Origin of the sequence: Streptomyces sp. NBC_00554, assembly GCF_041431135.1 — a bacterium.
Classification (GTDB): Bacteria; Actinomycetota; Actinomycetes; order Streptomycetales; family Streptomycetaceae; genus Streptomyces.
Genome location: NZ_CP107799.1, coordinates 7,147,022 through 7,171,729, shown reverse-complemented (window position 1 = coordinate 7,171,729; position 24,708 = coordinate 7,147,022). Strand labels below are relative to the sequence as shown.

The 24,708-nt window shown below is 71.3% G+C and carries 24 protein-coding genes; 13 read left to right on the top strand and 11 right to left on the bottom strand.

The annotated features are described in order from the left end of the window. Window positions 1-55: 55 nt before the first annotated feature. Together OG266_RS31655 and OG266_RS31650 are read left to right on the top strand one after the other, a co-directional pair. A complete protein-coding gene (locus OG266_RS31655) occupies window positions 56-1,573 on the top strand; it encodes a hypothetical protein (protein ID WP_371549823.1) in 1,518 nt (505 codons plus the stop codon). A gap of 45 nt (window positions 1,574-1,618) precedes the next feature. Continuing rightward, the gene (locus OG266_RS31650; protein WP_266826602.1) at window positions 1,619-1,771 is read left to right on the top strand and encodes a hypothetical protein; all 153 of its coding nucleotides are present in this window, start codon (window positions 1,619-1,621) and stop codon (window positions 1,769-1,771) included. 142 nt (window positions 1,772-1,913) lie between these two features. On the opposite strand, the gene OG266_RS31645 is transcribed toward OG266_RS31650, so the two are convergent. From OG266_RS31645 to OG266_RS31635, 3 genes are all read right to left on the bottom strand, one after another. Next, window positions 1,914-2,852, bottom strand: a complete 939-nt coding sequence (locus tag OG266_RS31645; RefSeq protein WP_371549820.1) for a 3-oxoacyl-ACP reductase — start codon at window positions 2,850-2,852, stop codon at window positions 1,914-1,916. Between the two features lie 40 nt (window positions 2,853-2,892). Then, a complete protein-coding gene (locus OG266_RS31640) occupies window positions 2,893-3,969 on the bottom strand; it encodes a Zn-dependent alcohol dehydrogenase (RefSeq protein WP_371549818.1) in 1,077 nt (358 codons plus the stop codon). A gap of 79 nt (window positions 3,970-4,048) precedes the next feature. Next, window positions 4,049-4,924, bottom strand: a complete 876-nt coding sequence (locus OG266_RS31635; RefSeq protein WP_371549816.1) for a MaoC/PaaZ C-terminal domain-containing protein — start codon at window positions 4,922-4,924, stop codon at window positions 4,049-4,051. Window positions 4,925-5,264: 340 nt separating this feature from the next. Between OG266_RS31635 and OG266_RS31630 the strand changes: the two genes are divergently transcribed. Next, entirely contained in the window at window positions 5,265-6,467 is a 1,203-nt protein-coding gene (locus OG266_RS31630) for a sensor histidine kinase (protein WP_371549814.1), read from the top strand. Here the strand turns inward: OG266_RS31630 and OG266_RS31625 are convergent. Then, window positions 6,451-7,416, bottom strand: coding sequence for a zinc-binding alcohol dehydrogenase family protein (locus tag OG266_RS31625; protein ID WP_371549812.1), 966 nt, complete (start codon window positions 7,414-7,416; stop codon window positions 6,451-6,453). The genes OG266_RS31630 and OG266_RS31625 overlap by 17 nt on opposite strands. Window positions 7,417-7,555: 139 nt before the next feature. On the opposite strand from OG266_RS31625, the gene OG266_RS31620 reads away from it, so the two are divergent. Both OG266_RS31620 and OG266_RS31615 read left to right on the top strand, forming a co-directional pair. After that, the gene (locus OG266_RS31620; protein WP_371549811.1) at window positions 7,556-8,074 is read left to right on the top strand and encodes a MarR family winged helix-turn-helix transcriptional regulator; all 519 of its coding nucleotides are present in this window, start codon (window positions 7,556-7,558) and stop codon (window positions 8,072-8,074) included. A 5-nt stretch (window positions 8,075-8,079) separates the two neighbouring features. Further along, the gene (locus OG266_RS31615; RefSeq protein WP_266464361.1) at window positions 8,080-8,712 is read left to right on the top strand and encodes a response regulator transcription factor; all 633 of its coding nucleotides are present in this window, start codon (window positions 8,080-8,082) and stop codon (window positions 8,710-8,712) included. A gap of 113 nt (window positions 8,713-8,825) precedes the next feature. Here the strand turns inward: OG266_RS31615 and OG266_RS31610 are convergent, their stop codons facing one another. Beyond that, the gene (locus OG266_RS31610) at window positions 8,826-10,988 is read right to left on the bottom strand and encodes an acyl-CoA dehydrogenase (protein WP_371549809.1); all 2,163 of its coding nucleotides are present in this window, start codon (window positions 10,986-10,988) and stop codon (window positions 8,826-8,828) included. A 224-nt stretch (window positions 10,989-11,212) separates the two neighbouring features. Between OG266_RS31610 and OG266_RS31605 the strand changes: the two genes are divergently transcribed. The 6 genes from OG266_RS31605 (at window position 11,213) to OG266_RS31580 (ending at window position 17,562) form a co-directional block, all read left to right on the top strand. Then, the gene (locus tag OG266_RS31605) at window positions 11,213-12,952 is read left to right on the top strand and encodes an MFS transporter (protein WP_371549807.1); all 1,740 of its coding nucleotides are present in this window, start codon (window positions 11,213-11,215) and stop codon (window positions 12,950-12,952) included. Between the two features lie 113 nt (window positions 12,953-13,065). Next, a complete protein-coding gene (locus tag OG266_RS31600) occupies window positions 13,066-13,716 on the top strand; it encodes a class I SAM-dependent methyltransferase (protein WP_371549804.1) in 651 nt (216 codons plus the stop codon). Window positions 13,717-13,780: 64 nt separating this feature from the next. Beyond that, window positions 13,781-14,419 (top strand): LysE family translocator, encoded by a 639-nt coding sequence (locus OG266_RS31595; RefSeq protein ID WP_371549803.1) that lies wholly within the window; start codon window positions 13,781-13,783, stop codon window positions 14,417-14,419. Between the two features lie 69 nt (window positions 14,420-14,488). Further along, window positions 14,489-15,442, top strand: coding sequence for an N-acetylmuramoyl-L-alanine amidase (locus tag OG266_RS31590; RefSeq protein ID WP_371549801.1), 954 nt, complete (start codon window positions 14,489-14,491; stop codon window positions 15,440-15,442). A gap of 160 nt (window positions 15,443-15,602) precedes the next feature. Beyond that, window positions 15,603-16,439: a DUF5336 domain-containing protein gene (locus OG266_RS31585; RefSeq protein ID WP_326723482.1), complete on the top strand. Its 837-nt coding sequence runs from the start codon at window positions 15,603-15,605 to the stop codon at window positions 16,437-16,439. A 112-nt stretch (window positions 16,440-16,551) separates the two neighbouring features. Continuing rightward, a complete protein-coding gene (locus tag OG266_RS31580; protein ID WP_326723481.1) occupies window positions 16,552-17,562 on the top strand; it encodes an LLM class F420-dependent oxidoreductase in 1,011 nt (336 codons plus the stop codon). A gap of 208 nt (window positions 17,563-17,770) precedes the next feature. Here OG266_RS31580 and OG266_RS31575 read toward each other — a convergent pair whose 3' ends face one another. Beyond that, window positions 17,771-18,331 carry a hypothetical protein gene (locus OG266_RS31575; protein ID WP_266463583.1) on the bottom strand — a complete coding sequence of 187 codons (561 nt, stop codon included), beginning with the start codon at window positions 18,329-18,331 and terminating at the stop codon, window positions 17,771-17,773. A 141-nt stretch (window positions 18,332-18,472) separates the two neighbouring features. On the opposite strand from OG266_RS31575, the gene OG266_RS31570 reads away from it, so the two are divergent. Further along, window positions 18,473-18,760: a hypothetical protein gene (locus tag OG266_RS31570; protein WP_266463580.1), complete on the top strand. Its 288-nt coding sequence runs from the start codon at window positions 18,473-18,475 to the stop codon at window positions 18,758-18,760. Between the two features lie 20 nt (window positions 18,761-18,780). On the opposite strand, the gene OG266_RS31565 is transcribed toward OG266_RS31570, so the two are convergent. From OG266_RS31565 to OG266_RS31555, 3 genes are read right to left on the bottom strand one after another with little or no spacing between them, the layout of a single operon-like run. After that, a complete protein-coding gene (locus OG266_RS31565; RefSeq protein ID WP_371549797.1) occupies window positions 18,781-19,851 on the bottom strand; it encodes a prenyltransferase in 1,071 nt (356 codons plus the stop codon). After that, window positions 19,848-20,594, bottom strand: a complete 747-nt coding sequence (locus OG266_RS31560) for a class I SAM-dependent methyltransferase (RefSeq protein WP_266463568.1) — start codon at window positions 20,592-20,594, stop codon at window positions 19,848-19,850. The genes OG266_RS31565 and OG266_RS31560 overlap by 4 nt, the downstream gene beginning before the upstream one ends. Then, the gene (locus OG266_RS31555) at window positions 20,588-22,030 is read right to left on the bottom strand and encodes a glycosyltransferase family 4 protein (protein ID WP_371549796.1); all 1,443 of its coding nucleotides are present in this window, start codon (window positions 22,028-22,030) and stop codon (window positions 20,588-20,590) included. The genes OG266_RS31560 and OG266_RS31555 overlap by 7 nt, the downstream gene beginning before the upstream one ends. 250 nt (window positions 22,031-22,280) lie before the next feature. Here OG266_RS31555 and OG266_RS31550 point away from each other — a divergent pair, with 250 nt between their 5' ends. Next, entirely contained in the window at window positions 22,281-22,973 is a 693-nt protein-coding gene (locus OG266_RS31550) for a TetR family transcriptional regulator (protein WP_329547947.1), read from the top strand. Window positions 22,974-22,990: 17 nt separating this feature from the next. Here OG266_RS31550 and OG266_RS31545 read toward each other — a convergent pair whose 3' ends face one another. Further along, window positions 22,991-23,224, bottom strand: coding sequence for a ferredoxin (locus OG266_RS31545; protein ID WP_266463562.1), 234 nt, complete (start codon window positions 23,222-23,224; stop codon window positions 22,991-22,993). Window positions 23,225-23,226: 2 nt separating this feature from the next. Next, window positions 23,227-24,684, bottom strand: a complete 1,458-nt coding sequence (locus tag OG266_RS31540) for an aldehyde dehydrogenase (protein ID WP_371549793.1) — start codon at window positions 24,682-24,684, stop codon at window positions 23,227-23,229. Window positions 24,685-24,708 lie beyond the last annotated feature (24 nt).

Sequence of the window (24,708 nt, the reverse complement as noted above, 5' to 3'; positions counted from 1 at the left end):
CGGTCCCACGTCTGTGCGTGCGAAAACTAGTTTCGTGGCCGGAGGTGACCGAACGATGACGGCCTGTGCCACCGAACCCGGGAACGGGGCGGCTGAGAACGAGAACGAGCCGGCCGCCCGCCCCGCCTGCGTGATCACCGCTGACGGAACGTACGCGGCACGCCTCGCCCTCGACGGCGAGTCCCAGTCCTGGTACCCGGAGCGCTGGACCCTGGACGGCGCCGAGCCGTACGCAGTACCGCTGCCCGCCCACCAGCCGGAGGAGCCCGGCACCGAGGTGCTGCCGCTGACCGACGGCCGGGTGCTGATCCACCGCGAGGCGGACGGGCGGCACGCGTTCTCGCTGCTGTACCCGACCGGGCCGGGCACCGGCGAGCTGCCGCTCGGCGCGGTGGAGTGCCCGGACGCGGGCACCCGGCTGCGGCTGCTGCCGCCCGCGCCGGACGGGGACCGCGCGTACGCCCTCGCCGTGGGACGGGGGTCCACGGCGGTGTGGCTGGTGGCGGGCGGCGCCTTCGGGCCCGAGCATCTGGCCGAGGTGCCGGGCCGCTGCTCGGGCGGGGTGTGGCTGGACGGCACGGGACGCCTGCTGGCTCTGGACCGCTGCCAGGACGGCCGTACCAAGACGGTCGTCGTCGATCTGGAGCGGGGTGGCGAGGTGTCCCCACTGCTCCAGATCGCCGAGAACAGCAACGACCGGCTGCTCCTCGCGGACCCCGACAGCGGACTGCTCCTCATCCGCTCCGACGCTCCGTCCCCGGGCCACGACCGCCTCGGCTGGGGCGTCCTCGGCAGCACCCTGCCGGTCCGCTTCCCGGAGAGCCTCCACCCGGCCGACTGCGCGGTGACCCCGTTCGCGATCCAGCCCGGCCAGGTACTGATGCCGGAGAACTGCGCGGTCGCCCTGCGCATCGACGGCCCGTCCGGCACCTGGGTGGGCCTGTGGCGCCCCTCCGAACGGCAGGTCCACCATCTCCCGGCGCCCGAGGGGTGGTTGACGGGGGCGGGCCTGTGGAACAGGGAGGGCGTACTCCAACTGCCGTACGCGACGGGGACGGTGGCGTACGGGGTGGCGAAGGTGCAGGCACCCGCGGCGCAACCGGAAAGGTCCACGCCCGCTCCCCCGGAGCCGGAACGGGCGGCCACACCCCGCCCGGTCCCTCTCCAACAGGCACCTTTGACGAGCCGAGCGGCACTTCCACCCGGTCCGGCGCCACTCCCGGCCCATGCGGCAACACCCCCACCGCGTGCGGCAACACCCCCGGCCCATACGGCAACACCCCCGACCAGCGCGGCAACACCCCCAGCGCGTCCGGCGCCGCCCCCAGCCCGTCCAGCGCCACCCCCGGCCAGTCCAGCGCCGCCCCCAGCCCGCGCGGCAACACCCCCAGACCATCCGGCGCCACCCCTAGCCCGTCCAGCAACACCCCCAGCCCGTCCGGCGTTTGAGGACGAGGCCGTTCAGGCCGACAGCGGGGGTCTGGGGGCGGCAGCCCCCAGGAACGGGACGGGTAGGGGCGGAGGGGGCGAAAAAAGCACACCCGCCGAAACCCCGGCCTTGGCCCCTGGTTAGAATCCCCCGGCACAAGAAGGATCTTGTTTACGGGGTGAACACCAGATGAGCGACACCAGCACGATGGAATGGCCGACGACTGACGCCCAGGCCGAGGGCCACGGCAAGCACCGCGGCCCGGTGGTCTCCGGCGGGGACGCGGACGCGACCCCGCAGGGCCGCCACCGCAAGCCGTCCGACCAGGGCAACAAGGCCTGACGACAGGCCGCGGTCACAATCGGCAAGGCAACTCCACGGCCCCGCTCGCTGCACAGCGAGCGGGGCCGTTCCGTGCGCCAAGCCAGTAACCGGCAGCCAGTAGCCGCCCGTATGCCCCAGTCCAGTTGCCGCCCGCAAAGGGCTACCCGCGCTTGAGCCCCAACACCTCCGCCGCCGCGAACGTCTCCCCCGCCGGCCGCCCGGCGTAGTGCGGCGTGAGCAGCGCGTCCAGCTCGTCGTAGGTGAAGGTGTCCTGTTTGCTGTCGAACTTGGCCGCCACCCGCGGCCGTTCGACGACCGCGACCATGCCACCGTGCACGACGAGCAGCTGACCGTTGACCTGCCCGGCGGCGGGCGAGGCCAAGTAGCCGACGAGCGGGGCGACATGCTCGGGTGCGAGCGGGTCCAGGCCGTCACCGGGCTCGGCGAGACCGGCGAACACGTCCTGCGTCATACGCGTCCGGGCACGCGGGCAGATCGCGTTCGCGGTCACGCCGTACTTGGCGAGAGCCAGCGCCGTGGACGTGGTCAGCCCCACGATCCCCCCTTTGGCGGCCGCGTAGTTGGGCTGTCCGGCCGAGCCCGCGAGAAACGCCTCCGAGGAGGTGTTCACGATCCGCCCGTACACCGGCCCGCCCGCCGCCTTGGACCGCGCCCGCCAGTGGACGGACGCGAAGTGGGTCGTGTTGAAGTGGCCTTTCAGGTGCACCCGGATGACCGAGTCCCACTCGTCCTCCGACATCGAGAAGACCATCCGGTCACGCAGGATGCCCGCGTTGTTGACCAGGATGTCGAGCTTCCCGAACTCGGTGACAGCCAACTCGACCAGTTCTCGGGCCTGTTCGTGGTCGGCGACGTCCCCGGTGTGGGCGACCGCCCGCCCGCCCGCGTCACGGATCTCGGCGGCGACCTCCTCCGCGGGGCCGGCCGACGCCGCGCCGGAACCGTCGCGCCCGGACTGGCCGTAGTCGTTGACGACGACGGCCGCACCGAGCCGGCCGAGTTCGAGCGCCTCGACGCGTCCGAGCCCGCGCCCCGCGCCGGTGACGATCGCGGCCAGCCCTTCAAGTGGCAGTGACATCAAGGTCCTCAGAGGTCGTGTCGGCTATGGAGTCGGACGGTCAGATCTCGATGCACGTACGCAGCGCCGTGCCCGTCCGCATCTGGTCGAGCGCCTCGTTGATCTCGGCCAGCGGCACCCGGTGGGTGATCAGGCCCTCCAGGTCGATGCGCCCTGCACGCCACAGGGCGACGGTCCGCTCGTACGAACGCAGGACGTCTCCGCCGCCGTACATCGAGGGCAGGATCCGCTTCTCGTCGAAGAACAGCTCGAACATGTTGAGCTGGAGGTAGTCGTCCATGGCGCCCGCGCCGACGATGACGAGGGTGCCGCCGCGCCGGGTGTTCTCGTACGCGGTGCGGGCGGTGGACGAGCGGCCGACGACCTCGAAGACGTAGTCGAAGCCCTCGCCCGCGGTGATCCGCTGCTTGGCGTCGGCGAGTTCGTCCGGCGAGACAGCCTGGGTGGCGCCGAACCTCAGCGCGGCCTCGCGGCGGGAGGCGACCGGGTCGACGGCGACGATCTCGGCCGCGCCCTTGAGCCGCGCGCCCTGGATCGCGGAGATGCCGACGCCGCCGCAGCCGATGACGGCGACCGACGAACCGGCCTCCACGTCGGCGGTGTTGAGGGCGGCGCCGAGTCCGGTGGTGACCCCGCAGCCGATGAGGGCGGCGATGTCGAACGGCACGTCGTCCGGGATCGGCACCGCGCACCCGGCGTCGACGACGACCTCCTCGGCGAAGGTGCCGGTGCCCGCGAAGCCGAAGACATCTCCGCCGGGGCGCTTGAAGTTGGGCGTGCCGGCGTTCATGAACCCGGCCAGACACAGTTCGGTCTGGCCGCGCTTGCAGGCGGGACAGACTCCGCAGGCCGGCAGCCAGCAGACGACGACGCGGTCGCCGGGCTTGACGTTGGTGACGCCCTCGCCGACCTCGACGACCTCACCGGCGCCCTCGTGTCCGGGCACGAACGGCGCGGGCTGCGGCAGCACGCCGTTCATCGCCGACAGGTCCGAGTGGCACAGCCCCGTGGCCCGTACCCGGATCCTCACCCTGCCTGGACCGAAGCCCACCGCCTCGACGTCGTCGTGGACTTCCAGTTTGTCCTGGCCTATCTCGTGCTGTACGGCTGCGCGCATTGGTGCGGCTCCCCTCAGGAAGGACATGCCGGATCAGGAAGGACGTCCTGGAAGAACGTCATGGAGGTACGTACGACTGTCAGGCGTGCTCGACAAGGGTGTCGGCGAGGACCGGCGCCTCGTCCCGTTCGACCGCGGTCACCGTCACCTGGACCCCGGCGTCCCGCCGCCACATCCGGATGCGCAGGGTCTCGCCGGGGAAGACGACACCGGCGAAGCGCGTGGAGTACGAGCGGACGCGGGTCACGTCCCCGCCGAGCAGCGTGTCGACGACCGCCTTGAGCGTCATCCCGTACGTGCACAGCCCGTGCAGGATCGGCCGGTCGAACCCGGCGAGCTTGGCGAACTCGGGGTCGGCGTGCAGCGGGTTCCAGTCGCCGGAGAGCCGGTAGAGCAGGGCCTGGTCCTCGCGGACCGGGCGGTCAACGGTCTTGTCCGCGGGCCCGGTTGGTGGTTCGAGGCGGGCGGAGGGGCCGCGGTCGCCGCCCCAGCCGCCTTCCCCCCGTACGAAAATCTGGGCGTCGTTCGTCCACAACGGGCCCTCGGTGTCGGTGACTTCGGTGCGCATGACGAGGATCGCGGCCTTGCCCTTGTCGTACACGGCGGCGATCCGCGAGGTGGTCGTCGCCCTGCCCTCGACCGGGATCGGGCGGTGCAGCCGGATGCTCTGGCCGCCGTGCAGGACCCGGGCGAGGTCGACTTCGACGCCCGGCATGGAGAGGCCGCCGATCACGCCCGGGGAGCCCGCGCCCGCGACGGTCGCGAAGCTCGGCAGGACGTGCAGCCTGGACTCCAGGGTGTAGCGCAGCTCGTCCGGGTCGGTCGCGGGGCTCGGCCTGTCGGGATTGGCGCCCGCGCCGACGCCGAGGTGGTAGAGCTGGACGTCCTTGTGACCCCAGGCGATCTCTCCGGCCCGGGGCTCGGCGGCGACGGCCTTGGCGGCGTCAATGGGCATGGGACTCCTGATCGCTAGCGCGTACGTCATCCGGTTGTGGCATGGAGACGGTTGTGGCATGGAGACCCCGGTGCGGCCGTCCGCACCGTCGGCCGCACCGAGGTCGACACTGGGCCGTGGAAAGCGCCTCTTCTAGAACGCGTTCCAGTCCGGCGACCCCTTGTATAGCCCAGCGCCCAGTAGTTGTGAAGCCTCCTGACACCATGTCAGATCTGTGTCGGATCGACGAGCCATGACATTTGTCCCGCCCAACTCCTTACAAACGCATCTGGCCGGGCGGCGCCCCCGATCCGTAGCGTCTTACTCATCGCACGGACAGGATGGTCAAGGGGGAGAAACGATGGCGTGGAAGAGGAACTGCAACACCGGCGCCCTTCGGAAGCCCGGGGAGGCGCGGCCCGACGACATGGGCCGGGCGCCCAGCGGCTTCACGATGCTGCCGTGGCTGCTGATGGGCATGGGCGCGTTCTCCAACCTCGTCCAAGGCAAGACGCCGAACCCCTGGATCGGCGGCCTGGGCCTGCTCGCCTTCAACACCCTCTACATCCATGTGGTGTTCCGCGCCTTCGCGAAGGAGTGGCGCCAGGCCCGTTCCACCCGGGTGGCGCTCGTCCTGATGGGCCTGCTGACCTGCGGTCTCGCCATCGGCTACGGCGACTCCTGGCTGTGGTTCTTCCCACTGCTCGGCCTCGCCGTGGGCTCGGTGGTCCGGGGCAAGCTCCTGGGCCGCCTCGCCGTCGGCCTGAGCGTGCTCGCCGGGACCATCGGCTGGTTCCACGAGGGCTGGGCCGCGATCAACATCGCGTACGGCACCTTCCTGTCCACCGCGGTGACCGCCGCGATCCTGTCCCTCTCCGACGCGGTACGGGAACTGCGCGCCGCCCGCGAGGAGTTGGCGCGCCGCGCGGTGGAGAAGGAACGGCTGCGTTTCTCCCGCGACCTGCACGACCTGCTGGGCCACACGCTCTCGGTGATCGTCGTGAAGTCGGAGGCGGCCCGCCGGCTGGCCCACCGTGACCTGACCGCGGCCCTCGTCCAGGTCACGGACATCGAGTCGGTCGGCCGCCAGGCCCTCACGGAGATCCGCGAGGCGGTCACCGGCTACCGCACGGGCAGCCTCGCCACGGAGCTGGACGGCGCCCACTCGGTACTGTCCGCCGCGGGAGTCGAGCCCGACGTCCGCCGGTCGGGCACGCCCCTGACGCCCCAGACCGAGGCCCTCCTCGGCTGGGTGGTCCGCGAGGCCGTCACCAACGTCGTACGGCACAGCGGCGCCGCCCGCTGCGACATCACCGTCGACGGCACCCCCGAACGCGTCCGCCTGACCATCACGGACGACGGCACCGGCGCCTCCACCACCGTCCAGGAGCCCGTCGCGGGCACCGGCCTCAAGGGCCTCAAGGAACGGCTCGCGGCGGCGGGCGGCTCGCTGGAGGCGGGACCGGGTTCGCGGGGCGGGTTCACGGTGTCGGCGGAACTGCCGGTGGATCCGGAGGGGTTGAGGGATCCGCTGGAACCGCAGCTGGTCAGTCAGCAGGGGTGAGCACGATGCGCTGACCAGGCGCCGTGGGGGTGCTCCACGCCCGCTCGACCCCCGAGAGGGGAAGGGCGAGCGGGTCGACGGCCAGGGTGCCGGAGGCGATCTCCGTGGCGAGCGAGGGCAGTTCGGCGACGATTCCGGCGGTGGTCACCGAGCCCTGGCCACTGCCCATGATCTGGAGGTTCGCCGCACGCAGCAGGTAGGAGGGCAGGGTGATCTCCGCGCCTGCCATGGAGCCGATCTGGATCCAGGCCAGCGGCTTGGCGGGCTCGGGGCGGGCGGTGAGCAAGGCGGGCATGGCGTGTTCGGCGACCGGGCCCCACAGGTAGTCGATGACGACGTCCGCGTCTCCCGCGCTCCGGCCGAGCCGGTCGGCGACCTTCTCGGGGTCGCCCAGCAGGGAGACGGTCTCGTCCGCGCCGAGGCCGGGCAGGAGGTCCAGGCGCTCGGGGTCGCGGCCGGCGGCCACGACATGGGCGGCGCCGAGGTGCTTGGCGATCTGGACGGCGAGCTGTCCGGAGTTGCCCGTCGCGCCCAGGATCAGGACGCGGGCGCCGGGCTCGAGAGTGACGCGGCGGCGCAGGGCGACCCAGGAGGACATGCCGGGGTTCATCGCGGCGGCCACCGCGACCGGGTCGGTGCCGGCCGGCAGGGTGATGGCGCGGCGGCGGTCGACGACGGCCTGCTCGGCCATGGTGCCCAGGGCGGTGTCGGGGGCCACGAAGTAGAGGAGCTCCCCTTGCGGGGTGCGGCCGACCGCGTCGATGCCCGGGACCAGGGGCAGGACGCCGCCGGAGGTGTAGTGGGTGCCGTCGGCGTCGGAGCGCACCCGCGGGTGGAGACCGGCGGCCAGGACGTCCACCAGGATCTCGTGCTCCCCGTCGGGCCGGGGTGTGTCGATGGTGTCGAAGCGGGGCGGGGCGTCGAAGGAGCGGACGACGGCGGCGTACATGGCTGACCTCCTGGATCGAGTGGACACACGTATGGTTTGCGGCGCGTACTACTTTTGCGCAACAGTGGAAGTAGTTTGTGTCGCGTACTACTTCGAAGTTAGTTTGTGTCACGTACTAAGTCAAGCGGAGGCAGCCACGATGACCCCAAGCTCCCCCAGCCCCACCCCGGATCCGGCCCCGGCAGGCGCCGCAGGTGGCCTGCGGCCCGATGAACCGCAAGGCACCGCCGAACCGCAGACCACCGCGGACGCCCTGATCCAGCTGTCGTTCCTGGTCCAAGGCGTCGTGACGGGTATCGCCGCCAACCACGACCTGTCCCTGATCCAGGTCCGCCTCCTCGGCATCCTGCGCGACCGCCGCCCCGGCATGCTCGAACTCGCCCGTCACCTGGGCCTGGACAAGTCCTCCATGACCGGCCTGGTCACCCGCGCCGAGAAACGCGGCCTGGTCCAGCGCCTGCCCTCGCCCGACGACGGCCGCGCCGTCCTGGTCGCTCTCACCCCGCTCGGCCGACAGCTCACCGACCGCTGCACCACCGAGGTGGACCAGCGGATCGCCGCCCTGACCGCGCCCCTGACCACGGCCGAACACGCCCAGATCCGCACCCTGTCCGCAAAACTCCTCCAGCGGCCCCCGAGCCATACTCTGACCTCGTGAACGAGATGCCCCGGGATCACCGGCCCGCCAAGTCCATTCGCGTCCTGCTCGCGGAGGATCAGGGAATGATGCGGGGCGCGCTCGCTCTGCTGCTGGGGATGGAAGCGGACATCCAGGTGGTGGCGCAGGTGTCGGCGGGGGACGCGATCGTGGACGCGGCGTTGACGCACCGGCCCGATGTGGCGCTGCTGGACATCGAGTTGCCGGGGATGAGCGGGCTGGACGCGGCGGCCGAGCTGCGGGACCAGGCACCCGACTGCCGGGTCCTGATCCTCACGACCTTCGGCCGCCCCGGGTATCTGCGGCGGGCCATGGAGGCGGGGGCCGCGGGCTTCCTCGTCAAGGACGGCCCCGTGGAGGAGCTCGCCCAGGCGATCCGGCGGGTGCTGACCGGTGAGACCGTGATCGATCCCGCGCTCGCCGCGGTCGCGCTGAGCGCCGGGCCCAACCCGCTCACCGCCCGCGAGTGCGACGTCCTGAACGCCTCGGCGGACGGCGCCACCGTCGCCGACATCGCGACCAAGCTCAACCTCTCCGAGTCGACCGTCCGCAACTACCTCTCCGCCGCCATCGGCAAGACGTCCACCCGCAACCGCATGGAGGCGATGCGGGAGGCCCGGCAGCAAGGGTGGCTCTGACACGCCGGGTTCGGGAGCGCCCCTTCAGGGGCGCGGGGCTGTGTCCATATGCGGCTCTGCCGCGTGGGCGCGACCAGCCACAACGCACCCGCAGGCGACACACACGACAGCTCCTAGTCCCGCGGCAGCCCAAGAATCCGCTCAGCAACAACATTCAACTGAACCTGCGTGGTCCCACCCGCGATGGTCAGACACCGGGACAACAGAAACCCATGCACGGCCCGCTCCCCCACCCCCTCACGCACCGCGCCCGCAGGGCCGAGGACTTCGAGCCCCAGCTCGGCAACCTTCTGTCGATGCACAGTCTGGATCAACTTCCGCACCGAGGCCCCGGCCCCCGGCTCCACCCCCGAAACCTGCCGCAGAGTCGTCCGCAGCCCGATGCAGGCCAACGCGTGCGCCTCGGCGATCAGCGCGCCGAGACGAGCCGCATCAACCCCGTCCCCGCAGGCGATCAACGCCTCAAGCCCCGCACCGAAGTCCAACTGGTCAGCCATGTGCACACGTTCGTTGCCCAGTGTGTTGCGGGCGACCCGCCAGCCGTCGTCGACCTCGCCGACGACCGCGTCCGCGGGGAGCAGCACGTCGTTGAAATAGACCTCGTTGAAGAGGGAGTCGCCGGTGATCTCCTTCAGGGGGCGGATGTCGATGCCGTCGGTGTTCTTCATGTCGACGACGAAGTAGGTGAGCCCTTGGTGCTTGGGCGCCGCCGGATTCGTCCGCGCGAGGAGGATCCCGTGGTCCGCCCAGCGCGCCGAACTCGTCCACACCTTCTGCCCGTTGACGCGCCAGCGCCCGTCGGCGGTCCGCTCGGCGCGGGTGCGCAGCGACGCGAGGTCGGACCCGGCGTCCGGCTCTGAGAAGAGCTGGCACCAGAGCAGGTCCCCGCGCAGGGTCGGCAGGAGATAGCGCTCCTTCTGCCGGTCGCTCCCGTACGCGACGAGGGAGGGTACGACCCAGGTGGCGATGCCCAGGCCGCTGATCCGTACGTCCGCCGCAGCCAACTCCTGCTGTACGGCGAGCTGTTGCACGGGCCCGGCGCCGAGCCCGTACGGCGGGGGCAGGTGCGGGGCGGCGTATCCGATGGGTGCAAGGAGACGTCGTACGGCCGCGGGATCGAGTCCGTGCGCGCCCCCGATGGCCTCCCGCGCCTCCGCCCGGTACGCGGACGCCTCCTCGGGCAGCTCCAGGCGCAGTTCCCGCCGTACGCCGTCCCGCGCGAGCCCGGCCGCCCGCCGCAGGTGTCCGTCCCCGGGGCCGAGCAACTGCCGTGCCACCAGGGCCCGTCGGAGATACAGGTGGGCGTCGTGCTCCCAGGTGAACCCGATCCCGCCGAGGATCTGCACGCAGTCCTTGGCGCAGGAGTACGCGGCGTCGAGGGCGACCCCGGCCGCGAGGGCGGAGACCGACTCCCGTACGCCGTCGGCCTCCTGGGAGGCCCGCGCCGCGTCCCAGGTGAGCGCTCGTGCCTGCTCGACCCGTACGAGCATGTCGGCGCACAGGTGCTTCACGCCCTGGAAGCGGCCGATGGGGTGGCCGAACTGTTCGCGGACCTTGGCGTACTCGGCGGCGGTGTCCAGCGCCCAGGCGGCGGTGCCGCAGGCGTCGGCCGCGAGGACGACGGCGGCGAGGTCGCGGACCAGAGTCGAGCCGACGGCGAGGACGCGGTCGGCCGGGACCCGCACCCCCTGGGCCCGTACCTCGGCGGTCGCCCGCGTCGGATCGGCGCTCTCGTGGGGCCGTACGAGGAGATCGGCGGCGTCCACCGCCACCCACACCGTTCCGTCCCCGGGCCCCGAGGCCGCCAGGACCAGCAGATCCGCGTCGGCGCCCGACAGCACGGGCGGCGCCGTCCCGTCGAGCACGAACCCCTCACCCGCGGCCACGGCGGTCAGCGTCCCCACGTCCAGGGCCACGGCCCCGATCCGCGACCCCTCCCCCAAGGCCCGGACCAGCCCGTACGCCCCCGCCCGCGCCAGCACCACCGACGCCAGCACGCTCGCGGCGTACGGCCCGGGTAACGCGGCCCGCGCGGCCTCCTCGACGACCACGGCGAGATCTACGAGGCTCCCGCCCCCACCGCCGTACGCCTCCGGAAGGTGCACGGCGAGCAGTCCCTGCGCGGCGAGGCCGTCCCAGTAGGAGGGTCTGCCGCTTCCCGGCGCGTCGAGCAGTTTGCGGATTTCCTCGGGCGGCGCGGCCCGCGCGATCCAGCCGCGTACCGCCTCGGCCAGTTCCCGCTGCTCCGGTGTGATCCCGATGCCGACGCCGCCCATGCGTGCCTCCCCAAGGACCTGGACCCGGGGATTTCCCCCGAGGTGCGCGCAAGACTAGAACACGTTCCATTCTGACGGTAGGTCAGATCCTCATGACTCGGTCAAGAATTCGTTAGCAGGATGAAGCATCGGAATAGTTGCCCGGGCACACCGGGTTCACCTTGCACGCATCCCGCACGGATCGCCGTTCCCCCCTTTCTCTTCCGGCCTGGAGGCCTCACGTAATGACGCACACGACGACAGAACAGCCCACGCGGAGGCCGAGCGGCGCGATCGTGCCGGTGCTCGCCTTCGCGGGCATCGTTGTCGCGGTGATGCAGACCCTGCTGGTGCCGGTCATCAAGGACCTGCCGGAGCTGCTCGGCACCGCGCCCAGCAACGCCACCTGGGTGATGACCTCGACCCTGCTCGCGGGAGCCGTGGCCACGCCGATCATGGGCCGCCTCGGTGATCTGTACGGCAAGCGGCGCATGCTGCTCCTGAGCCTGTCCGTGATGGTCGTCGGCTCACTGATCGCCGGCTTCACCAGCCAGCTCCTCGTGATGATCGTCGGCCGGTCCCTCCAGGGCTTCGCCATGGGCGCGATCCCGCTGGGCATCGGTCTGATGCGCGACATGCTGCCCCGCGAGAAGCTCGGCTCGGCGATGGCCCTGATGAGCTCCTCGATCGGCGTCGGCGGCGGACTCGCACTGCCGCTCGCGGCCCTGGTCGCGCAGCACGCCGACTGGCACGCCCTCTTCTTCCTCGCCGCAGGGCTGGGCATCGTCTCGATCGTCCTCACCCTCGTCGCCGTACCGGAGTCCCCGATGCGCGCCAAGGGCACCTTCGACGTCCTCGGCGCGATAGGACTCTCCGCGGGCCTCATCCTCTTCCTGCTGCCGATCACCAAGGGCAGCGACTGGGGCTGGACCTCGGTCACCACGCTCGGCCTGTTCGGCGCCGCGGCCGTCGTCCTCCTCCTGTGGGGCGTGATGGAGCTGCGCGTGAAGGCCCCGCTGGTGGACCTGCGCACCACCGCCCGCCGCGCGGTGCTCTTCACCAACCTCGCCTCGATCATGGTCGGCGTCGCCTTCTACGCCGTCTCGCTCGTCCTCCCTCAGCTGCTCCAGCTGCCGAAGTCCACCGGCTACGGCCTCGGCCAGTCGATGGTCGTCGCGGGCCTGTGCGTGGCGCCGCTCGGCCTGACGATGATGTTCACGGCACCGGTGTACGCCAGGATCTCCGCGAAGTACGGCCCCAAGGTCACCCTGATCCTCGGCATGCTGATCATCGCGATCGGCTACGGAGCGGGCCTCGGCCTGATGAGCGCCGCCTGGCAGACCATCGTCATCGCGGTCGTCCTGGGCGCCGGCATCGGCCTCGCGTACTCCTCGCTCCCCGCGCTGATCGTCGGCGCCGTCCCCGCCTCGGAGACCGGCGCCGCCAACGGCCTCAACACCCTGATGCGCTCGATCGGTACGTCCGTGTCCAGCGCCGTCATCGGCATGGTCCTCGCCAACACGGCCAACAACGTCGGGGGCGTCGCCGTCCCCACCATGCACGGCTTCCGGGTCTCCTTCCTGATCGCCACCGGCGCCGTCGCCGTCGGCCTGCTGATGGCCCTCTTCCTGCCCCGCGGACGCCCGGCGACCGCGCCGCAGCTGCGCGCCAGCAGCGAGGAGGACGCCGCCCTCGAGCGGGCCCAGGAGATTCTCGGCGGCTTCCGCGGCCGGGTCCTCGACGCCGGCGGCGACCCCGTCGCCCGCGCCAAGGTCACCCTCATCGACCGGCGCGGCCGCCAGGCGGGCGCGACCCTCTCCGCGGAGGACGGCAGCTACGCACTCGCCGTACCCGCCGAGGGCCCGTACGTCCTGGCCGCCAAGGCCACAGGCCACGGCCCGCTCGCCTCCTCGGCGACGCACGCCGGGGACGACCGTGCGGTCGACGTGGACCTGGCGCTGCCGGGCGAGGCCGTTCGGGCCTGAGCTGTCGTGTGTTCTGTGCACCCCCGTCGCCCACGTGACGGGGGTGTTGGTGCACCATGGGGCGCCCACACACACGTACGCCCTGTTCTGTACTGCTCCCATGGAGGAACCCCATGCCCGCGGCACCCAAGCCGGAGATTCTCGCCGCCTTCGAGGCCGCCAAGGGGTTCATGCCCACGGGCGAGGGGCTCGCGCTGTACGAGGCCGCCGTCGAGGCGAGCCGGCTGGGGCTGCCGCTCCTGGAGGTCGGCACGTACTGCGGGCGCTCCACGATCCTGCTCGCCGACGCGGCGCGCGGGGCCGGGGTCACGGCGATCACGGTCGACCACCACCGGGGCAGCGAGGAGCAGCAGCCCGGGTGGGAGTACCACGACCCGACGACGGTCGACCCGGAACTCGGCCTCATGGACACGCTCCCGGCCTTCCGCCGCACCCTCCACAAGGCGGGCCTCGAGGACCACGTGGTCGCGGTCGTCGGCCGCTCGCCGCAGATCGCCGCGTTCTGGAAGTCCCCCCTCGGCCTCGTCTTCATCGACGGCGGTCACACCGACGAGCACGCGTCCGGCGACTACGAGGGCTGGGCGCCGCACGTCGCCGAGGGCGGGCTGCTGCTGATCCACGACGTGTTCCCGGACCCGGCGGACGAGTTCACCGGGCAGGCTCCGTACCGCGTCTATCTGCGGGCCCTGGAGTCCGGCGCGTTCACGGAGGTGTCGGTGACGGACTCGCTGCGGGTGCTGCGGCGTACGGGGGCGGGGATCTGAAGCCCGGCCCGCCCAGTGGAAATTGGCTGGAGACGGACGCGGCCTCCGTGCTCACATGGGCCGCATGATGCCTGCCGACCGACTGCTGGCCTTCGCGGCCATGTCGTTCCTGCTGATCGTGATACCCGGCCCCAGCGTGCTGTTCGTGATCGGGCGGGCGCTGGCGCAGGGCCGCCGGGCCGCGCTGACGACGGTCGCGGGGAACACACTCGGGGCCTGCGTCCTCGTCGTGGCGGTGGCGCTCGGGGTCGGGGCCGTCGTGGAGCGCTCGGTGCTCGTCTTCACGATGCTGAAGCTGGCGGGCGCCGCATACCTGGTGTATCTCGGCGTCAAGGCGGTGCGGCAACGCCGGTCGCTGCAGGCCGCGTTCACCGGTGACGGCCCCGCGCACGGCGGTCTGCGCACCCTGTGGGAAGGGTTCGCGGTCGGCGTGGCCAACCCCAAGACCATGGTGTTCTTCGCCGCCGTACTGCCTCAGTTCGTCAACCGGAGCCAGGGACACGTCAGCGCTCAGATGCTGCTGCTCGGGCTGGTCTTCAATGTCATCGCGGTGGTCTTCGACAGCGCCTGGGGACTGGTCGCGGCCGGCGCGCGGAGCTGGTTCGCGAACTCGCCACGGCGGCTCGCGCTGGTCGGCGGAGTGGGCGGGCTCACGATGATCGGCCTCGGTGTGACGGTCGCGGCGACGGGCCGCAAGGAATAGATCAGGGCGGGTCCGCCTTCCCGGGGACCCTGCGGGCCACCCGGCACACCGCCCCGTAGGGTGGCAGGCGTGTCGTACGTAGGCCCTGACTTCGAACCTCCCCAGCCGCGCCGTTCCCGGCGCGGGCCCCTGACCGTGGCGGTCGCCGCGCTGGTGCCGGGTGCGCTGGCCGGGTGGCTGGTGTGGCAGGCGGTGGCTGACGACTCCGGGGACGGAGCCGCGCCGCAGCAGACGCGGGGGGCCGCCTCTTCCGCGCCCGCCACCTCCTCCGCCTCCGGGTCGCCGACGCCCTCGAGCACCGGCGACGGCAAGGAACCGAGCCCCACGTCGTCCGCGCCCGCCGCCTCCGGCCCCCTCAAGGGCAAGGTCGTCGTGATCGACCCCGGGCACAACCCCGGCAACTTCCAGCACACGGCCGAGATCAACCGCAAGGTGAACATCGGTACGAACTCGAAGGAGTGCGACACGACGGGCACCGCGACCAACGCGGGTTATACGGAGGCCCAGTTCACCCTCGACGTGTCGCGGCGGCTGCGTACGATCCTCCAACAGCAGGGCGCCACGGTGAAGTTCACCCAGAACGGCGACCGTTCCTGGGGCCCGTGCATCGACGAGCGGGCCGAGATCGGCAACAAGGCGCACGCCGACGCGGTCGTCTCGATCCACGCCGACGGCGCGGGCGCCGGCCAGCGCGGCTTCCACGTGATCCTTCCGGGGACCGTCCACGACGGCGCCGCCGACACCCGTTCGATCATCGCGACGTCCCGTGATCTCGGCGTGCGCATCGCGGGCAACTTCGCCCGCGAGACCGGCACCGCGCCCTCCAACTACATCGGCGAAGGCACGGGTCTCGACGTCCGGACGGATCTCGGCGGTCTCAATCTGTCAACGGTTCCCAAGGTGTTCATCGAGTGCGGCAACATGCGTGACAGCCAGGACGCCGCCCGGCTGACCAGCGGCGCGTGGCGGCAGAAGGCGGCAAGTGGGATCTCTGATGGAATCGTGAGTTTCCTGCGCGGGTGACGATCAGTGCGTCGAACCCGGCGGACACCCTGGTGAAGCGGGCGATAGTGTCGTCTCTACGATGAGGGGCCACCCCCGCGCTTCACACCACGGCCTTACGGCGGCATGGTGGCAGCGACGCCTCCACCGACGACGAGACGACCACGAAGGACCGACTGAAGTGAATATCCGCTCCCTCACTCGAGGCGACGGCGTGGTGATCGGAGCAGCGGTATTGCTCCTCATCGCCTCGTTCCTCGCGATCTACTCCATCGACGGGGCCCCCGACAACTACGAGATCCCGAATGCGTGGCAGAGCGGGCCGTTGTTGATGGGCGTCGTCTTCGCGGGCATCATCGGCGCCGCGCTGATCATTGTGTCCCATGCCCTTCCGCAGCCTCCCAAGGTCGCCGGGCTCGACCTCGGCCCGTTCGGCGTGGCGTTCACGGTCTTCGCCGCCTGGAGCGCGCTGGGGAACATCTTCGACCCGCTCGGCGGCACGGACAACGTCGGTAACGCCTCGGACAGCGGCGTCGATGCCGGCATCGGCCTGATCCTCATCGTCATCGCCACCCTGGTACTCGCCGGGGCGGCCGTCGCGACCCCCCTCGTCCCGGCTCTGAAGGGCGCGCTCCTGCCCGCCCCCAAGCCCGCCGCCCCGCAGCCCTACGGCGGTCAGCCGCAGGGTGGTTACGGCTACCCGGGCGCCCAGCAGCCCGGCCAGCCCTACGGCGCGCAGCCGCAGCAGGGCCAGCCGTACGGCGCTCAGCCCAGCCAGCCGCAGCAGGCGCCCGCCCCGCAGGTGCAGCAGCCGGCCGGGGACTTCTCCCCGTTCTGGTTCGCCGTGCCGGTGCCGCGTCCGCTGTACGCGGAGGACGGTTCGCCGACGCCGATCGCCGAACTCGCCCCGGGCACCTGGTACCTGGCCGTCGAGCAGCGCGGCCCGAGCCTGGTGGCGCAGACGCAGGACGGCCGTCGCGGTGTTCTGCAGGACACGTCGGGGATCCAGCGCGGCTGATCCGCACTCCGGTCCCGCACGGCCCCTCGCCCTTCCGGGCGGGGGGCCGTTGTCGTACGCTCGACCGGGCCTGCATCTGACACACCGTCAGAACAGGGCGTCTGGAGGAGACATGCGGCTCGGTCTCGCACTCGGCTACTGGGGACGCGGCCCGTCCGCCGACCACGTACCGCTCGCGCAGGAGGCGGAGCGCCTCGGCTACCACTCCGTGTGGACCGCCGAGTCCTGGGGCAGTGACGCCTTCACTCCGCTGACCTGGATCGCCGCGCAGACGTCAAGGATCAAGCTGGGTACGGCGGTTGCGCAGATGGCGGCCCGCTCCCCCACCACCACCGCGATGCACGCGCTCACCCTCGACCATCTCTCGGGCGGGCGCATGATGCTCGGCCTCGGCCTGTCGGGGCCGCAGGTCGTCGAGGGCTGGTACGGGCGCCCGTTCCCGAAGTCGCCGCTGACCGCGACCCGGGAGTACGTCGATGTCGTACGCCAAGTCCTCAGGCGCGAGGCCCCGGTCGAACTCGACGGACGCTTCCACTCCCACCCCTACCGGGGCCCGGACGGCACCGGCCTCGGCAAGCCGCTCAAGTCCATCACGCATCCCCTGCGGGCCGAACTGCCCGTCCTGCTCGGCGCCGAGGGCCCGAAGAACATCGCGCAGACGACGCGGATCGCGGACGGGTGGCTGCCGCTGTATTGGTCACCGACACGTCCTCAGGCGTACGAAGCCTCGCTTGCGGACCTGCGCGACGGCTTCCTCATCGCCCCCATGGCCCGCGCGCACGTCTGCGACGACCTCGCCGAAGGGCTGCTGCCGGTCAAAGCCATGCTCGGCTTCTACATCGGCGGGATGGGGCACGCGGCCCGCAACTTCCACGCCGATCTGATGGCACGGATGGGCTTCGAGGAGGAGGCCCGGCGCGTCCAGGAGCTGTTCCTCGCCGGACGCCGCGAGGAGGCCGTACTCGCCGTCCCCGACGCCTTCGCGGACGACATCTCACTCGTCGGCCCGCGTGAACGCATCGCCGAGCGCCTGGAGTTGTGGCGGAAGGGCCCGGTGACCGACCTGCTGGTGCTCTCCTCCGACCCGCACACACTCCGCGTACTCGCCGAGCTCAACTCCTAGATCCTGTACGGCGGACGGACACTAGGGCCTGTCCGGCGGATCATGCCGGAGACGCGGGGTGTGGCACGCACATCTGCGGCGTTGTCGTCGGTTGCCGACGCTCCGCGTCGTCGCCCTCCTCCGCCTTGCAGCTGCACGCACCACACCCCGCTCACCTCGACTTACAGGGCGCCGTTGGTTTCCTCCAGCCTGATCCGCCGGACAGGCCCTAGCCGCCGGTCAGCTGGGACGCCGACGGTACCTGGTCCGTCACCTCGGCGCCCGCGCTCTTCCCGGCGTCCTTCACGTCGTTGATGATGTCGTCGAAGGAGCCGACGACCGCGTCCGTCGAGTCGCCCTTTCGGAGCTTGGACGGCAGGTCCTTGAGCGCGGCGATGCCCGCCGCGAGCGGGGCGACGGCCTTCGCGAGCGTCGGGTCGCCCTGGGCGTTCTTGGTCGCGGCCTTGAGGCGGTTGTACGTGAACGCGCCCGCGACGCCGGCCTTGACGAGGGCGAGCCTGCGGCCCTTGGCGCCCTTCTTGAACTTGCCCGCCTTCCAGGGCTTCACGATCCACTGGTAGGTGGCTCCGGCCGCGAGCCCCGCGTTCACCACGAAACGGGTCTTGGCGAACTTCTGCTTCTCGGCCGAGGTGGTCGGCGTCGGAGTGGCGGCCGCGACCACCGCGGCGGTGTCCTGGGTGGCTGAGCCACTGCCACAGGCGGTGGCTCCGGCGAGCAGGGCGCAGCAGAGACTGAGCGCCACGACGAGGCGCCGTATCGGTACGGGCACGGGGTCCTCCGGGAAGGGAACGGTCCTCCCCGGTCCCGGGAGAACACGGCTCTTCCAGCAGCGTCGCCCGGGGCCCGCGATTGCGCCACTTGAGCGAACCCGTTCGGGTTTCATCCACGCTTCGCGGGCAATCCGGAGGGCATGGCCCCTGAGAATCGTTCCAACCCGGCGGGGACGGTCATCGCGCTCGTCGCGAATGCGATGGCCGTGATCATCGGTCTCTGGATCATCATGTATCTAATGGACGCGAACCGCGCCAACGATCTGGTGCAGTTCGTTCACGACGTGGCGGCGTGGCTTGCGGGCTGGTCCCGCGACCTGTTCACGTTCGACGAGGAATGGGCTCGCGTCGTCGCGGGCTACGGCCTCGCAGCCATCGTCTACCTCTTCGTCGGCCACGCCGTGGCCAACCGGATGCACCGGCGCTGAGAACCTGCGGAACTGGACCTCTACTGGCAGCAGTCGGGGTCCAGGCCCGTCGGGAGGCGTTCGCCGCTGAAGACGGCGCAGGTGGGTTCGTCGCCGCCCAGTGCGGCGACGGCCAGCAGGAGCGAGCCGGCTGTCCAGCTGGTGAGTTCCTCGGGCCAGATGGCCCGGTCCTCGAAGACGTAGCCGGTCCAGTACAGGCCGGTCTTCGGGTCGCGCAGGTGCTGGATGGACTGGAGGATCTCCAGTGCGCGGTCGGATTCACCCACGGCCCAGAGCGCCAGGGCGAGTTCGGCCGATTCGCCGCCGGTCACCCACGGGTTGGGGCTCACGCAGCGGACGCCGACTCCGGGGACCACGAAGCGGTCCCAGCCCTCCTCGATACGGGACTTGGCCTCGGCGCCGGTCAACGCGCCGCCGAGCACCGGGTAGTACCAGTCCATCGAGTAGCGGTCCTTGTCGAGGAACCGCTCGGGGTGCCTGCGGATCGCGTGCCGCAGCGCGCCCACCGCCAACTCCCAGTCGGGTTGCGGCTCTTCACGCTGCTCGGCGATGGCGAGCGCGCAGCGCAGCGCGTGGTGGATCGACGAACTCCCGGTCAGCAGCGCGTCGTCGACGGCCCGGCCGTCGGCCTCGCGCTTCCAGCCGATCTGCCCGCCGGGCTGCTGGAGCCGGAGGACGAACTCCATCGCCGCGTAGACGTTCGGCCACATCCGGTCCAGGAACGCGTCGTCGCCCGTCGCGAGATAGTGGTGCCAGACGCCGACCGCGATGTACGCGCAGAAGTTGGTCTCCAGGCCGCGGTCGGTGACGTCCTCGAAGTCCCCGTCGGCGTACGCCGCGTACCAGGAGCCGTCCTGGTTCTGATGGCGTGCGAGCCACTCGTACGCGCGCTCCGCCGCCTCGGGCTCCCCCGCCGCGTCCAGCGCCATGGCCGCCTCGGTGTGGTCCCAGGGGTCCAGGTGATGTCCGCGGTACCACGGGATGGCACCGTCCGGGCGCTGCACCGCGAGGATCCCGCTTACCGTGGCGGCAGCCTGCTCGGCGGTGAGGACCCCGGGCAGGACGAGGTGTTCTGTCCGGGGAGTCGTCACGAAGCGTCCACCGCGGCGGAGGCGGCGGGCAGGTGCGGCTTGGTCGCGTACGCCACGAAGCTCTTGCCGATCAGCGGGTTCAGCGCGTTCTCCGCGACCCGGGTGGCGAGCGGTTTCTTCATGATGTCCCAGACCAGGAGCTTGTGGTACGCCCGCACGGGCAGCACCTTGTCGTTGTCGACGCCGAACGCGCACTTCAGCCACCAGTACGGGGAGTGCAGGGCGTGCGCGTGGTGGGTGCCGTACGGCCTGAGCCCGGCCTCCCTGATCTTGGCGAGGAGTTCGTCCGCCTTGTAGATGCGGATGTGGCCGCCCTCGACCTCGTGGTACGCGTCGGACAGCGTCCAGCAGACCTTCTCGGGCCCGTAGCGCGGCACGGTGATCGCGATGCGGCCGCCCGGCTTGAGGACCCGGACCATCTCCGCGAGTACGCCCTTGTCGTCCGGGATGTGCTCCATGACCTCGGAGATGATCACGACGTCGAAGGACTCGTCGGGGAACGGCAGCGCGAGGGCGTCGCCCTCCATGGCCGTCGCGGTGGCCCCGGCCGGCGCCTCGCCCGCCTCCTTCATCGCCTCGAACCACTTGGCGACCTCGCGGATCTCCTCGGCGTTCTGATCCAGCGCCACTACCTGGGCACCGCGCCGGTAGCACTCGAACGCGTGCCGGCCGGCACCGCATCCGAGGTCCAGTACGCGGTCGCCCGGGGCGAGCGGGAACCGGGAGAAATCGACGGTCAGCACGTGGCCCTGCTTTCGCGATCGGGGGCGGGGTCTGTTGAGGCCGCGGAGCGGCTGGGAGTCTGGGGCGCGGAGCGGCGGGGGCCTGCCGCGGAGCGGCTGGGGGGTTCGGGCGCGGAGCGGTCGGCCGGCCCGCCCGCGGAGCGGGTCATTGCCTCGCGGTAGCGGGAGACCGTGCCCTCGGCGGCTCGGGCCCAGGTGAAGCGGTCCAGTACGCGCGTGCGGCCGGCGGAGCCCAGGCGGGCCCGGAGTTCCGGGTTGCCCAGGACGCGGCTCAGGGCGGCGGCCAGTGCGCCCGAGTCGCCGGGGGGCACGGCGAGGCAGGTTTCGCCGTCGGGGCCCGCGACCTCCGGGATGGCCCCGCCGGTGGTGGCCACGAGCGGCGTGCCCGTCGCCATCGCCTCGGCGGCGGGCAGGGAGAACCCCTCGTACAGGGAGGGCACGCAGGCGACCTCGGCCGACCGTACGAGGTCGACGAGTTCGGCGTCGGAGATCCCCTTGACGAACTCGACGGCGCCTTCGAGGCCGTACCGCTCGATGGCCTGCGCGACGGGCCCGTCCTCGGCACGCCTGCCGACGACTACGAGGTGCGCGCCCGGGTGCTCGGTGCGCACCTTCGCGAGCGCCTCGACGAGGAAGACGAGCCCCTTGAGCGGCACGTCCGCGCTGGAGGTGGTGACGATCCGGCCCGGCACCTGCGGCACTGAGGGGTCTGGCGAGAAAAGGTCGGTGTCGGCGCCGATGTGGACGACGTGCACGCGCTCGTCGCGTACGCCGAGGTGTTCGACGATCTCCTGGCGTGAGGTGCCGGAGACGGTGAGCACGGACGGCAGACGGCGCGCGACCCGCTTCTGCATGCGCGTGAAGGCGTACCAGCGGCGAACGGACATGCGCCGCTTCCAGCCCTCGGCGGCGTCCAGCTCCAACTGCCGGTCGACGGTGATGGGGTGGTGGATGGTGGTGACCAGCGGAGCGCCCACGTCCCCCAACAGCCCGTAGCCGAGGGTCTGGTTGTCGTGGATGACGTCGAACTCGCCGCGGCGGGCACGGAGATGGCGTCCGGCGCGCAGCGAGAAGGTCAGCGGCTCGGGAAAGCCGCCGGTCCACATGGTGGAGACCTCCAGCGCGTCGACCCAGTCCCGGTACTCACCGCGCTTGGGGGTGCGAAAGGGGTCGGGCTGGCGGTACAGGTCGAGGCTGGGCAGCTCGGTGAGGCTCAGGGCGGGAAGGCCTTCGTCGAGCACCGGATAGGGCTGGGAGCCGATGACCTCGACATGGTGTCCGAGTCGGGCGAGCTCGCGCGAGAGGTGTCGTACGTACACACCCTGGCCGCCGCAGAACGGGTTCCCCTTGTACGTGAGAAGCGCGATGCGCAACGGTCGTTCGCCGTCGGCGGCCGCGCCCTCTCCGGGGCCCGCCTCCATGGCCTCAGCGGTCACTCTCGGCCCCCTTCTCCCTGCACTTTCCCGCGAGATTACGCCGGGACGCTAATCTAGAACAAGTTTCAGACTTGATCGTTCAAGGAGCATTGAATCTACCGGCAGGTAGCGCCGCTGTGAGCGGTGGATCAGGTGATTCACGCCACGACGAGGTGGCATGGTCGCCCGATCCGCGCGGCGGTCGAATACCCTGCTGCGCCGACTCCTCGCTTCTCTCGCTGATGTCACGGAATGTCACGGAACGGGAACCATGCCTGCGGAAGCCAAGGCGGACACGAACAGCGCGCGACCGGACTCGCACCCCGCCGCGCCGCACCCCCCGCGCGCCACCACACACTCCACCGCGCTCCCCGCCTCTCCCCCGCTCACCGAGCGGCAGGAGGCGCGCCGCCGCAGGATCCTGCACGCGAGCGCGCAACTGGCCAGCCGGGGCGGCTTCGACGCGGTACAGATGCGCGAGGTCGCGGAGTCCTCGCAGGTGGCCCTCGGCACCCTCTACCGCTACTTCCCGTCGAAGGTCCATCTGCTGGTCGCCACCATGCAGGACCAGCTGGAACACATGCACGGCACCCTGCGCAAGAAGCCGCCGGCCGGGGACACGGCCGCCGAGCGTGTGGCGGAGACCCTGATGCGGGCCTTCCGCGCCCTGCAGCGCGAGCCCCATCTCGCCGACGCCATGGTCCGCGCGCTCACCTTCGCGGACCGCAGCGTCAGCCCCGAGGTCGACCAGGTCTCCCGGATGACCACGGTGATCATCCTGGACGCGATGGGCCTCGACGACCCCACCCCCGCCCAGCTCTCCGCCGTCCGCGTCATCGAGCACACCTGGCACTCGGCCCTCATCACCTGGCTCTCCGGCCGGGCCTCCATCGCCCAGGTAAAGATCGACATCGAGACGGTCTGCCGCCTGATCGACCTGACGGACCCGGGCGAGCGGCGCTGAGACCAGCGCCGCTTCCCCTACTCCTCGGGCGGGAACACCGGCTCCCCGCTCCCGAGCAGCGTGATCATGATCGCCTCCACCGGGCACCCCTCGGCCGCCTCCAGGATCTTCTCGTTGGCGTCGGTCTCCGGTTCTGCCGGGTGGGACTGCATACCGGTGTCGAGCCGGAACGAGCCCGGGGCGAGGTGGACGCACTGGGCCGAGCCGATGCAGAGGGAGCGGTCGACCTCGATCTGCCAGCGGTCGCCCATTCCTACGCCTCCCAGCCGGCCGGCAGGTGGATCATCTTGTGCTCCAGGAACTCGCTGAGGCCCTCGGGCCCGAACTCCCGCCCAAGGCCTGAGTTCTTGTAGCCGCCGAAGGGGCCGAGCATGTCGAGGCTGAAGGTGTTCACGTTGTACGTGCCGGTGCGGACCCCGCGGGCGAACTCGATGCCGTGCCCGACGTCCGCCGTCCAGACGCTGCCGCTCAGCCCGTAGTCGGAGTCGTTGGCGATCTTCAGCGCCTCGCCCTCGTCACCGTAGGGAAGGAGGCAGATCACCGGGCCGAAGATCTCCTCGCGGGCGATCCGCATGGAGTTGTCGACGTCACCGAAGAGGGTCGGCTCGACGTACCAGCCACGGTCGAGGCCGGGCGGACGGCCGCCGCCGGTGAGGACCTTGGCGCCTTCCTCCTGGCCGATGCGGATGTAGTCGAAGTTCCGCTGCTGCTGCCGTTTCGCGACCAGCGGGCCGACCTGCGTCGCCGGGTCCAGCGGGTCGCCGACGACCAGCGCGCTCGCCGCCGCGGCGAAGGCGTCCGCGAACTCGTCGTAGCGCGAGCGGGGCAGCAGGATGCGGGTCTGGGCGACGCACGCCTGCCCGTTGTTCATCCAGGCCGCCCCGACGATCCCGGGGACGGACGTCGCGATGTCCGCGTCCGGCAGGACCACCGCCGCCGACTTGCCGCCCAACTCCAGTGTCACGCGGGTGAGATTGCGCGAGGCGACCTCCATCACGCGCCTGCCCGCGTCGACCGACCCGGTGAAGGACACCTTGTCGATCCCGGGGTGCCCGACCAGGTACTCGCTCACCTCGCGGTCCGCCGGGAGGATCGACAGGACGCCCTCCGGCAGCCCGGCGTCCTTCGCGATCTCCCCCAACAGATAGGCGTCCAGGGGTGATTCGGGCGACGGCTTGAGTACGACGGTGCAGCCGGCGAGGAGCGCGGGGGCCAGCTTGGCGGCGGCCACGAACTGCGGCACGTTCCACGGGACGACGGCCGCGACCACGCCCACCGGCTCCCGCCGCACGAGGATCTTCCCGAGGACTCCGTCGCGCGTCTCCTCGTACGTGAAACCGCGCGCGACCGTGATCGCCGCGTCCCACACCATCATCGCGCCGAGGGCCTGCGCGAGGACGCTCCAGGAGTACGGGGAGCCGTTCTCGGAGGAGATGACGCGGGCGATCTCCTCGTGGCGTACGGCGATCCCGTCCTTGATCCGGCTCACCACCTCGACCCGCTCGTCGAGGCTCATCCGCGGCCAGGGCCCCTCGTCGAAGGCCTGCCGTGCGACGGCGACGGCCCGGTCGACGTCCGCCGTCGACGCGTGCGGGACGCGTCCGATGACCTCCTCCGTGTGCGGCGAGATCACCTCGATGACGTCCTTGCCCAGCGGGTCCGTCAACTCCCCGCCTATGAACAGCTGTCCGTGTTCCACGAGCTCGGTCATGGCCGACTGCCTCTCCGGGGACGT